The 11,462-nt window shown below is 68.6% G+C and carries 9 protein-coding genes and 3 pseudogenes; 8 read left to right on the forward strand and 4 right to left on the reverse strand.

The features are described 5' to 3' along the window. Positions 1 to 170: 170 nt before the first annotated feature. The 4 genes and pseudogenes from ABT171_RS40265 to ABT171_RS40280 form a co-directional block, all read left to right on the forward strand. A complete protein-coding gene (locus ABT171_RS40265) occupies positions 171 to 464 on the forward strand; it encodes a hypothetical protein (RefSeq protein WP_351251722.1) in 294 nt (97 codons plus the stop codon). Between the two features lie 511 nt (positions 465 to 975). Further along, a complete protein-coding gene (locus ABT171_RS40270) occupies positions 976 to 3,501 on the forward strand; it encodes a DnaB-like helicase C-terminal domain-containing protein (RefSeq protein ID WP_351251724.1) in 2,526 nt (841 codons plus the stop codon). Beyond that, positions 3,501 to 4,073, forward strand: a complete 573-nt coding sequence (locus ABT171_RS40275) for a hypothetical protein (protein ID WP_351251726.1) — start codon at positions 3,501 to 3,503, stop codon at positions 4,071 to 4,073. Before ABT171_RS40270 ends, ABT171_RS40275 begins: the two co-directional genes overlap by 1 nt. Before the next feature lie 34 nt (positions 4,074 to 4,107). After that, a pseudogene (locus tag ABT171_RS40280) lies at positions 4,108 to 4,835 on the forward strand (hypothetical protein); the annotation flags it as partial. A gap of 9 nt (positions 4,836 to 4,844) precedes the next feature. Here the strand turns inward: ABT171_RS40280 and ABT171_RS40285 are convergent. Next, entirely contained in the window at positions 4,845 to 5,333 is a 489-nt protein-coding gene (locus ABT171_RS40285) for a DUF4265 domain-containing protein (RefSeq protein ID WP_351251728.1), read from the reverse strand. Positions 5,334 to 5,457: 124 nt separating this feature from the next. On the opposite strand from ABT171_RS40285, the pseudogene ABT171_RS40290 reads away from it, so the two are divergent. Further along, a pseudogene (locus ABT171_RS40290) lies at positions 5,458 to 6,570 on the forward strand (telomere-associated protein Tap); the annotation flags it as partial. Positions 6,571 to 6,579: 9 nt separating this feature from the next. After that, positions 6,580 to 7,138: pseudogene (tpg, locus tag ABT171_RS40295) on the forward strand (telomere-protecting terminal protein Tpg). 326 nt (positions 7,139 to 7,464) lie between these two features. Here tpg and ABT171_RS40300 read toward each other — a convergent pair. Continuing rightward, the gene (locus ABT171_RS40300; protein WP_351251730.1) at positions 7,465 to 7,956 is read right to left on the reverse strand and encodes an AbfB domain-containing protein; all 492 of its coding nucleotides are present in this window, start codon (positions 7,954 to 7,956) and stop codon (positions 7,465 to 7,467) included. 339 nt (positions 7,957 to 8,295) lie between these two features. Between ABT171_RS40300 and ABT171_RS40305 the strand changes: the two genes are divergently transcribed. Both ABT171_RS40305 and mscL read left to right on the forward strand, forming a co-directional pair. Then, positions 8,296 to 8,709 carry a hypothetical protein gene (locus tag ABT171_RS40305; RefSeq protein ID WP_351251732.1) on the forward strand — a complete coding sequence of 138 codons (414 nt, stop codon included), beginning with the start codon at positions 8,296 to 8,298 and terminating at the stop codon, positions 8,707 to 8,709. A gap of 674 nt (positions 8,710 to 9,383) precedes the next feature. Beyond that, positions 9,384 to 9,854 carry a large conductance mechanosensitive channel protein MscL gene (gene mscL, locus ABT171_RS40310; protein ID WP_351251734.1) on the forward strand — a complete coding sequence of 157 codons (471 nt, stop codon included), beginning with the start codon at positions 9,384 to 9,386 and terminating at the stop codon, positions 9,852 to 9,854. Between the two features lie 171 nt (positions 9,855 to 10,025). Here the strand turns inward: mscL and ABT171_RS40315 are convergent, their stop codons facing one another. Both ABT171_RS40315 and ABT171_RS40320 read right to left on the reverse strand, forming a co-directional pair. Further along, positions 10,026 to 10,148 (reverse strand): hypothetical protein, encoded by a 123-nt coding sequence (locus tag ABT171_RS40315; protein WP_351251736.1) that lies wholly within the window; start codon positions 10,146 to 10,148, stop codon positions 10,026 to 10,028. Positions 10,149 to 10,255: 107 nt separating this feature from the next. After that, entirely contained in the window at positions 10,256 to 11,107 is an 852-nt protein-coding gene (locus ABT171_RS40320) for a methyltransferase domain-containing protein (protein WP_351251738.1), read from the reverse strand. Between the last annotated feature and the right edge of the window lie 355 nt (positions 11,108 to 11,462).

Consider the following 11,462-nt stretch of genomic DNA (forward strand, 5'->3'; position numbering starts at 1 on the left):
CTGGTCTACCCGAGCTCACGCAAAGGTGCCAGGAACGCGGCGGGTGTGCGAAGAGGCTGGTCCCCGGTGGGGGCGGCCGGTGAAGCCGCCCTCGCCCGCGCACAGTGCTATGACCGGCATGCCGCGGACCAGCTCCGGCCTGGGCGTCCACCATCCCCGACGCGCGGACCGTGTACTGGGAGCAGCACCTCACCGACACCGGCATCCAGCCGACCGACATGGGCGAGCTGCGCTACTCCAGCCGACGCCTGAGCCACGCGAGCGTCCCCCTGCGCGACCTCACCCCGACCGTTCAGAAGCAGCTGCTCGACGGTTCGGCCCGCCTCGCAGCCACCTACCGGAACGTCGGCTACCGCGGCCGCCTCAGCACCGACGCCACCGTCACCCCCGCCGGGCGGGTGCCGTTCACCGAGGTCAACGCCCAGGTCACCGGGTCCTGGCACATCAACCCGTGCCGCTGGTGAGATGAGGACCGCTCTCGGCCTCGTGGAACCTCCATCCACGGCCTCCACGACCGGGGACACCGGATGTCCGACTACCGGGGCGAGCCGCTCGACGAGGTGCTCGAACGCTTCACCCAGTCGTCCAGCCGGGCACGGGACCTCGCAGGACCCTGCATGGCAACTTGAGCAAGGCCCCTCTGCTATCGGCCACGTCGCGTACAAGGCGGTGCCTGACGGCGAGGAGTCGGCAGCCGGGATCTGAGGCCACGCCAGACGGGGTGCGATCGTCTGCGGCCAACCTGAGTGACAGGCCAGGACCGGTCTTGAAGGTCCCGACCTTCGGTCTGTGCCCGGCCACCCAACCAGGGCAAGTTTTCTGACTCCCGGTAGCCAACTCACACCGATGCCTCCCATAAATGAGTGAAATTTGAAAAAATTGGTGTGACGTTGCTCCTTGATTGTGTGGATACTGCTACTATGGTGGCGAGTTGATGGGTCTGGAGGGTGAGTGAGTCGGCCAGTGCACGAAGAGATGAACGTAACCGAGGCACGCAACGCTCTCTACACCCTGGTGAAGCGCGCCGAGGAAAACGGGCGTACGACCCTCATCTATAAGGGCCAGAAGCGGCAGGATCGCGTGCTGCTGGCGCCGCTCGACCGGCTTCCGGCGGCACGTGAGACGGAGGTGCTTCCGTCTCACGTGCTGAGTGCGGCGCAGAAGGACTTCGGTGACCTCATCGCACGTGCGGCGCAGGGGCAGCCGCAGGTGCTCCTGCGGAACACCACACCGGTCGCGGTGCTGCTGTCCGCCGACGTCGTCTCCGTTACCCTCTCATCCGATCCGGCCACGGGAGCGGCGCCCGCAGGAGGTGCGATAGACGGCCAGGGCAATCCGGAACGTGACAGCGTGCCGCGCAGGCTCGCCACGCTGGGCGACGCCATCGGCGCCGTGCTCACCTCCGGCCAGGCCGCCGGCCCTCTGTTCGGGCTTTCCGGACTGGACGCGGCGACGGGCGGCGTGCCGTCCGGCCGGCTGACACTGGTGGCGGCCGCCCCGAATGTGGGCGGGAGCCTGCTGGGGCTGGCCGCCGCACGACAGACCGCGCTCGTCGACGGCCGTAAGGTCCTGTACGCGGCGTCCGGTCCGAACCGGGCCGACATCATGCGCCGGATCCTCGCCGCAGAGACCGGCGGCGACTACCCGCGCCTGAAGCAGGGCTTTCTCACCACGCAGGAGCAGCAGGTCGCCCAGCAGTTGGTCCAGGCGCCCCTGCTGATCGACGACGGCAGTGACCTGACCGCCGAGGCCATCGCGGAGACCGCCCCGCACGTTCAGGACCTGGCCCTCGTAGTCGTGGACCGGTTCCAGGCCGCCCCCAGCGCCCGTCTACCGCTGTCCGGGGATCGCCTGCCGGACGCCTCCCAGGTGCTGGCCTCCCTCGCCCGCACGCTGCACGTCCCTGTCCTGGCCATCATCGACAGCGATGACCCCGCGCTGCTCGGTCTTCTGGACGCCGACGTCCTGGTCACGCTCGCCCCGACAGAGGTCCCCTCCACGGTCCAGGCGACGGTCGCGGAGAGGGACTTTGGCGTGATCGGTTCGGCGTACCTGAGGCCCGACCTGCTGCACGCCCGCTTCCTGGACGCCGGAGCCGCCCCCCTCGACCGCATCGACTGCCTGGCACCCTCGCCGGTCACCGGGGGAACGGCTGCTCTGGAACTGGCCGAAGCCGCTCTGCCCTACACATCCGGCGGACACCAGGGTATTCCCGCCGCCCTCACCCACGAGCTGGCGGCATGGCGTGCCGCAGTCGCGGGCAGCGACCAGGAAGCCCTGAAGGGGATCCTGCCGTCGCTGCTCCAGGCCGCCTCGGCGGTCTCGCGCATGCCGGACACCGCCGAGGGACACCGCCTCGCCGCCGCGCTGCGCGCCTACAGCACCCCCGTGTCCGCCGACACCGCCGCAAGTGCCGGGCAGGCCGCTGCTGCCGGTGCCCCAGCCCACGCCCCAGCAGGCCGTGGGCACATCGAGGACGACATGGCGGAGGACGAGGAAGACGGCGGTCAGGACGACCTGTCGCCGGGGGATGAGGAGGATGAGCCCAAGGACCACGTCTTTCCCGCACTGCGGATCCTCAAGGACGCGGTCAGCCGCTCGAAGATGCACCCGATTCCGGTCATCCGCACCGAGGAACGTGACAGCGGCCCGTGGCCTTTGATCAGCGAGGACATGGACGGCGAGCCCCGTTGGGTCCACCCTGACGTCACCCTCACCCGCGTCCCTCACATCAAGGCGAACGGCAAGCGCGTCCGACGCGACCAGCTCGACGTGCCCGACTCCTTCGGCGAGGGCGTGATCTGCCTGATCGACCGCAACGGCAGCTACCCCTCCGCCTGTTCGGCCGTCCCCCTCGCCCCGAACAAGCTCCTGCACACCGGCCCGCTCGACGCGTTCGACAAGACGAAGGCTGGCATCTACCTCATCGACATCCCGCAGTGGAACCGCACCGACATGCCGCACCCTCTGGGGCGAATCATCGAGCGGCCCGACGAACGAGGCCGCGTGTGGGTCACCACCCCCCACATCAAGCAGCTCGAGAAGCTCGTCCGCGAAGGCCACCTCGCGGCCGCACCGACCATCCATGACTCCTGGACCGGGAAGGCCAACGAGAGCCTCTTCAAACCCTTCTACGAGGCCACCCGCAAGGCACGCACCGAGCTCGTCGAAGTCGGCGGCGAAGCCTACAAGACATACAAGACGCGGCTGTCCATCGCATTGCGCCTGCTGTGGCCCAAACGCCAGGAACAGCGCTCGCCGTTCTGGCGGCCCGACTGGCGCATGAGCATGGTCGCCGAAGCCTCCGTCCGTCACTGGAGCGTGGCCTTCAAGGCCGTCCAGGAAGGACACACGCTCCTCGCACTGCGCAACGTCGACGCGGCCGTCTTCTGGACGCCTGACGGCACGCCGCCCGCCACGTACCGGATCGGAACCGGCTTCGGCGAAGTAAAGGCCAAGTTCATCCAGCCCGGCGAGATCATCCCCGAAGGCGACGACTGATGGCCGGACCCACCGGCCGCGGAGGCTCCCTGGGCTCCGCCCTCAACGACCTCCTGCGCTCCCAGGTCACCCCCCGCCACCGGCTGTCCTCGTACACCGCCAAACACTGGCACGCACAGCTCAGCCAGCTCACCGCAACCCACCGCGGCTACCAGGCACTGGAGGACGCTGGCCTCCACGTGACCACCAAAACCCTGATCAACTGGCTGTCCGACCCCGAGTACAACATCCGCCGCAGCTACCGCGACATCATCCACACCGCCTACGAGAACGCCGCCATCGTTCCCGCCGACCCGATCCCCGCCCACGTCAAGAACGGGCAGTTTGAGATCAGCGGCATCGTCAAAACAGGCGATGACGCACGCGAGCGCGGCAACCGACGGGCCGCACCTCTGCGTATCGACGGCAGCAGGGGCGACTGGGACGAGATCGAGGAACTCTGGCTGGCCGGTGAACTCACCGATGAGGCCTTCGAGGACCACTTCATCGACGACATTATCGTGGCGGACATCGGCGAAGGCACCGACGGATGGGAGTTCCCCGGCGCTTTTTACTCCGTTGAACTCAGGTAGCAGCACGACCCACCTGGCCGCACCGGCTCGGACGGGCCGGACCTCGTGGACCGCGTTGCTCGACGTGATTCGGCTGGAGCCCGGCACGGACCTGGCCGCCGTCACCGCCAGCATCCGCGAGGTCATCGAACGCCTCATCCGGGCCGGCCAGTGGCGGGACGATGACCCGGACGTCCTGGTCGGTGCTGGACGCCGGATACGACGCGCCTCCATCGAGGGCACCGTGATCAGGTTGACGGGCGCGAAACTGCCCAGCGGCGGGGTGAACAAGCCCGTCTGTCTCTGGTGGTCCCGCACCAGCGCCCGCCCTGAGGACGTCGACCGATGCTGGCAGGCCTTCCTGCGAAGGTTCGACGTGGAGCACACCTTCCGCCTGCTCAAGCAGACGCTCGGCTGGACCCGCCCCAAGCTCCGGGACTCCGCCGCGCCGACCGCTGGACCTGGCTCGTCCTGGCCGCCCACGCCCAACTCCGGCTCGCCCGGCCACTCGCGCGTGACCTCCGTCGGCCGTGGGAACGACCAGCGGAACCGAACAGACTCACCCCCGCCCGAGTCCGCCGGGGGTTCAGGAACCTCCGCGCGAAGACGGGCACTCCAGCCCGTGCACCGAATCCCACTCGACCGGGCCCCGGCCGCCCACCCGGCTCGAAGAACCGGAGACCGGCCACCCGATACGACGTCGGACGCGTCCTCGCCACAGGCGAGTCATACGCCCGACCCTCACATCACAAGGTCGGCACCAAACTTCGACGAATCGGATAGTTGGCAGGCTCAGGCGTTCCACCACTCGTCGGTGCCACATCCGACCTCGTAGTGCCACCACCCCTCTGTCTGCCCCTGTGCCAGGAGAGCCTTGATCCCGGCGAAGTCCGCGCCTGCCGGTGCGGTGAAGGCCACCATGGGAAAGTCCTCGCTGAAGACCTCGCCTCCGAGCTCGAACACTGAAAGGCGCTGATGCACCGCCTGAGGACTGCGTCCCAGGGGACCGGTGGGCACAGGCACCACACGGATCGTGCAGTTGCCGGACGAACTGACCCGCCCGACAGCCCAGTGGAGCCCGTCGGCGTCGGTCTGGTATCGCACTACATCGCCCTCGGCGACCCCATTCTGGAGAAACGGGATGTTCTGCACACACGCCGTGTCATCGCCGAGCGGCGTCGCCCACAGGCCCTCGGTGTCCTGGGGGAACCACCCCTCGCGAGGGGCGAACCGGAACCAGACCTTGATCTTTTCGACCACGTTCTCCATGACGGCCATCATGCGCCGACCCTCGACAAGGCCTCGCACCGGGTCTGAGCCGGAGATCAACCTCAGCCCGTCACGGCACGGCCGGAGGTTAAACGCCGTCTGGAACGAAGCCACCGGCGCCTTCCGCAAGGCCGACGAGAAGAACCCGGGCTCACTGGGCCAGAAGCCGGTGGACTGCGCGCCGTGCGAGGCCCCCGACGGCCACCCCTCCCGAAGGACTTGCCCCGCTTCCACGTGCGCGGCCCCGGCGTGACGCTGCACCAGGAGTCCTACGACTGGGCGCGGCCGATGACCGATGCCGAGTGCACCCTGCGCTACCTGGTCGGCCTGGACGTGAACCTCGCGTTCGGCGCCGACGTCAACGGCCTGACCGTCGGCCTAGGCGCGCCCCCGCAGGTGAAGAACCCGATGTTCGACCCCAAGCTGCCCGGCTCCTGGCTGGTCGACCTGTCCCATGTGGACCCGTCCGGGGTGCGCGGCGAGGAGTGGGTGGAGCTGGACAACTCGCTGCTGCCCAGCCCGTTCACACCGAAGGGCGACCGCCCGGAGAGGCCGGCCTGGTACTCGACGCCGACCGTCGCGTACGCGGTGGAGCTCGGTTACGCGGTGCGCCCGCTGGAGGCGTGGGTGCGCTATGACAACGGCCGCTACCTGGACGGCTGGTACAGCCGGCTGCGGGACGCCTACCCCGCCACGATGGCCGACCTCGGCGTGCACGCGGACATGGAGTCGGCCGACTTCCTGGCGGCGATGGACGGCTACAAGGAGCGCGATCCCGAGGTGGCGATCGTCGCCACCGCGATCAAGCGACGGTCAAGGGCGGTGTCGGCAACCTCCGTGAGCGCCCGCGGGGTGAGGGCTGGCGGCCCGGCGAGCCGTGGCGCGCCCTGTCCCGCCCGACGTGGCGGCCGGACATCCGGGCGGTGGTCATCTCCCGCACCCACATCAACCTGCACCGCAAGATCGTCAAGCATGCGGCGTTCACCGGCCAGTACCCCGTCGCGGTCAATCACGACTGCGTCGTCTACGCCTCGAACGGGCCGTCGCCGCTGGACTTCCTGCCTACCGGGAGGGCAAGCCGCTGCTCGGCGGCTTCAAGCTCGGCACCAACCCGGGCCTGGTCAAGCACGAGGGCACCCAGACCGTCCTGTGGGGCGAGGAGGTCCGCGAGCGGTTCGACGCGCCGGAGCTCAACCTCACCCGGTACATCAAGGACGGCTCCGTCATCGACGTCGACAACGGCGAGTAGGAGACCACGATGGCCACGTTCGGGGACGGCCTCGACAAGGCGGTGCAGAAGGCGTTCACCCGGCCCGCGCCCAAGCGCGCGGGGGCGCCGATGCGGTACCTGGTCAAGCAGATGAAGGGCACCAAGCCGGTCGCCCAGATGCTGCGGATCTCCCAGCGCACGCGTCGAGCGGTACGTGAAGGACCAGAGCACAAAGCCCCGCCCAGACCTCGGCGCCCGCCTGGAGCGCGAGGTCAAAAGGCGGTGGCAGCCGCAGATCAGGGCCAAGGCCCGGCAGAAGGCGGCCACCACCGGCGGCATCGTCATCGACACCCGGGTCGGGCTCGGCTATGTCGCACCGATCGGGACGACGGACGAGGAACGCGTCCGTCAGCTGACCGTCGCCCTACCATCCCGCTACGCCGCCCGCCTCTTCGACGCCCAGGGGGCCGGCGCCAGCGACCAGCAGCTCCAGCAGATCGCCGCCGACGCACTGCGCGAGGTGTACTTCGAGGACGGCGGCCGCCGCGCCGGCTCCCTGGAGGAGGTCCACTTCACGGACATCGAGCACCAGGAATTCGAGCTGTAGCAGCCGCACCCTGGACAGCCCGCGAGCCCCGGGACCGACATGGTTCCGGGGCTGTTCGCGTATCCGCGGGGGTCGGATGTTCATGCACGCGACGCCGTGCCCAACGACTGCGAGGCGCTCGGGTCACCCCGCCCGTGTGACGGTGCCGGCAGACGGTTGGCTCTGCGCTGCGAGGGTCCACACGCGCGTGACCTCACCGCCTTGGGGCCGGTTACAGCTGGCGGCCGGTCGGGCTGCCAGGGCCGTCGGCCAGCGTGATGGTTCAGCGTAACGTCTTCCACGGCACAGTCACTCTCGCCGCAATCCGGCTCTGGCTCCCCCAGTCCCTAGTGCGGTCCCGCCGGCTCCGGGGACAGGCCGGGGACCACCGTGAACGTCGCGTCCTGCCGGGCCAGGTCGCTGTCGACCTCTTCGACGAAGAGGTGGAAGTCCCTGTGCCGCAGGAACCGGTTGGGGAAGTTGAAGGACCGGAACGACACCGCGTCCGGGTGCGCGAGCCCCGGGACCAGGACGAACGTGGCGTCCTTCCGCATCTGCTGCATGTCCGGGGGCTCGGGCGGGGGTGTCGAACCGGGGGGAACGAGCGGGGGGTTCGGGCCTTCGTGGAGTTTGACGCGGAAGTCCTGGTGCCGCAGGAAGTGGAGAGGGAAGTTGAAGGACCGAAAGGACACGAGGTTGTGGTCCGCCAGGCCGTTCACCATGTCGAAGGTGGCGTCGGCGCGGTCCAGGTCGCTCGCGACGGCCGACAACTCGCCCAGGAAGTTCGCGTGCCGGACGAAGTGATTGTCGATGTTGAAGGACTTAAGCGAAGAACCCATGGGTGTGCACTCCCTTGCGGCCGTCGGAGGGAATCGCCTGTCAGGAAACGCCCTGGGGAAAGCGTCTCTCCGTCCGGTCGGCCCCACCAACCCGGATTGCCCTTTCCCTGCGGATGGCGGCGGTGAGGGTGCTCCTCTGCGGGTGCGGGCGTACTATTCGGCCGCCCGGGCCGGAGTCGGCTCCCGGACTCTAAGTCTCAACATTCAGTTGACGCGGCCGTCTGTGAGCGTTGGCTATGCGCGGCTCGTGCTCTGCCAACAGCGGCCCCGCACCCGAGAGCGCCTCTGTGTTTCCGGGTGGAGTGGGACGCGTGGATCAGGCCGCGTACCCTCGGCTCCGTGCCCCGTCATCCGAAGAAGCCTCGTCGGCTGGTTGCCGACGCGCGCGTGTACCTGTGGACGCTCCGCCACAGCCACAGCGTGCTGGACGGCAACCGGTCCTGCTGCGAGACCCTGACGCTGTACCCGCAGCCGGCTGGCACTGGTGGCCCACTGCGCATCGTCTTCACCGAGGGCCCGGGCCGGTTTGTCCCGGGTGGGGCTCCCCTGGGCTCCGGCAACGTGGGATACGTCCGGGGTGCCACCCTGAACCTTCACGAACCCGGCGCCGTCCGAGCTCTGCTCGACGCGGCGTCGGCCTGCGGGTGGCAGCCAGAGGCGCGGCGGGCGGTGGAGATCGACGGCTGGTCCCTGCTGGAGGCGGCAGCCGCCGCGCGGGCCGGGGCCGTCGGCCCCGCGGACCCGAACGATTGACACCGATGACTTCGCTGATCCTCGAACCAGCCCCCGGGCGCCGATCAAACTTCGTTGAGACTGGTCAAACTCCATTCGCAGTTTGGGGCGTGCTCAGCTGGGCCGGCACGCCGTTCGTCCACCGGGATGCTGGAACGCACCCTTCGGTATCCGGCCGAGCTGAAGTGCCCAATGGTGAAGGTGGGTAGGGGTTCCCGACCGCGGAGCGACGAGCGCTCGGCCTCAGGGAACCGGTCGGGGAGGAACGGTGGCGCTCTTGGATCAGCTGCCCGGCCTATACGTCGTGGTCGGTGCGCTCGGCTCGTATGCCGTGCAGAGCTTGGCCGAGCGTCGGCGGTGGAAGCGGCAGCGGGAGGAGCGGTGGGACGAGAAGCGCTTCGAGACGTACGGCTGTTACGCCAACGCCCTCAAGGCGCAACTTTGTGTCGCCGAGCGCATCGGCGCCAGTCTCGGATTCGCGGACGTGGCTGACCTGTTACAGCCGGCCGATGGTCTGCCTCCGTCTGGTGACTGGCCGTGGCGAACCACGAGGCAGCGGCCCGCTTCGACGTGGCCGCGGAACACGGGCGCGCCCCTGGGTGTGGCATTCGTCCGGCGGGGTAGCCGCCGCACATAGGCCGCACAGCTTCGCGAGTGGACTTTGGCGCTCATCGGTCTTTGATGGGGCGGAGCTGGTGAAGATCGAGGAAAGGAACAAGGGCACGGTGAAGGGCTTCAGGAACTTCCTGCTCCGCGGCAATGTCGTTGACCTGGCGGTCGGCATAGTCATCGGTGCGGCCTTCACCGCCGTCGTCAACGGTTTCGTCCGGGCTTTCCTGACCCCGCTGGTAGGCCTCGCGACCGGTTCGGTCGGCGACTACAGCAACCGCTCCTTCACCGTCGCCCGCACCACTTTCCCCTTCGGAGCCTTCCTCAACGCTGTTTTCAGCTTCGTACTCACCGCAACCGTTATGTACTTCCTGGTCGTCTTGCCGGTCAACAAGCTCCACGACCGGTTCTTGTCCAGCAAGGATGTCGAGGCACCCAAGGCAGAATGCCCTGAGTGCCTCAGCTCCATCCCCGCCGCAGCCCGCCGCTGCTCCTTCTGCACCGCCGCGGTGGCTGGCCGCCCCGACTTCCCCGCGCAGCCCAGCAACCGCATCTAAAAGTCTCCACTCGTCACGGACTCAGGAGTCACTGCTCTCCCCAGGTCGGGCGTGGACGCGATGTGAAACACGCCGCCCGGGCTGGCTGTCGGCAGCGCACGCACGCAACGCCCTGCACTGGCTGGGCATTGACCCGACCGTCCAGGGCCGAGTCGATGCCAGCGGCCCCTTCTATGTCTCCGTGGCCGACGCCCCGGAAGACGCCGACCTCACGAAGCCTTTGAGGATCTCGGTCCGCTGGGCGGGTTCGGCCACCAGGAGGTCGAAGGCGTCGGACTCGAAGGGGGTGCTCACGCCCGGGATTCTGTCAGAAAACGGTGTGAAGCCCATCAAGCAGGGCGCATCCCGGCACCATGATCGTTCTCACCGATAACCACGGTTCCATTGATCCCCGAGGCCGGTCACCGAGGCTGGTATGCGGTGGCCAGCACGGAGACGGTGACCTGATCAGGCAGAAGGCGGCCATCATTCAGGTCTGCGCGGCTCATGTGACGTGCGCTCGGCGTCATCGCTACCAGGTCCAGGGCATCCAGCCTGGACAGGGTCGCGGGGTACTCCACCTGTTCGGTGACGGAGGCCTTGAAGAAGGGGTCCAGCGCCCGGTGCAGGCGCTGTTCCTTGGCCGGGTCGATCGTGACCATCGCAGGCAACCGGCCGCGCAGCTCGGCCAGATGGCGCGCTGTGGGACGGACCACGATCAGCTGGCCGGTCGGGCGCAGCACCCGGTGGAACTCGGCCGGGTTGCGCGGGGCGAACACGCTCAGCACAGCATCGGCCGCGCCGTCGATCAGTGGGAGGGGGCGGAAGACGTCCCAGGCCACCGCGGCGCCTCGTTCGTGGGCTCGGGCTGCCGAGCGCAGAGCGCGTACTGATGCGTCCAGGCCCAGACCGCGGGCGCCGGGCAGCTGGTCGAGTACACCGGCCAGGTAGTAGCCCGTGCCGCACCCTACGTCCACAATCGTGGCCTGTCCGGACGTGGCGTCGGCCGCCAGGCGGGCCGCGACTTCGCGGATGGGCGCGAAGGCGCCAGCGGAAAGGAATCGATCCCGGGCCTGAACCATAGCCGTGTCGTCGCCGCTGGTGGCGCGGGTGCCCGTCAGCAGGCCGGCGTAGCCGTGGCGGGCGACGTCGAAGGCGTGGCCCACCGGGCAGCGCAGTGCGCCACGGTCTGGGTGCAAGGGGCGCGTGCGGCACGTTGGGCAACACAACAGGTCGAGAGACAGCTCAAGGGCAGGCGGAAGCGTCACAGGCACGAGGCACTCCTGACAAGGGTGAAGGGAAGAGTCCGTGCCTGCACGCGCGCTCAGAGTGCCACTGCCTCAGGAAGGAGTGGGCAGCGTTGGGAGCGTGGTTCACGCAGCAGGCACGCCAAGGAGGGCGACGCCGTCCGGCATCGCCCTCAGCGCCTTCCGATCACAGGAAGCAGCAGTGCGGGGTGCTCATGAAAGCCACGTCATGAGTCTACGCGAATCGGCGAAGCCCCTCATGCCCCACCGAAGTTAGGAGACACGGCCTAGTAGTGCTTCGTTACGTCGAGTGATCTCGCCTGCTGGTGGGCATCTTCGTGGTGTGAGGCTGGGGGAAGTGGAACGGCTCCGGGGTGAGTTA

The organism is Streptomyces sp. NPDC001851 (genome assembly GCF_040297165.1).
GTDB lineage: Bacteria > Actinomycetota > Actinomycetes > Streptomycetales > Streptomycetaceae > Streptomyces.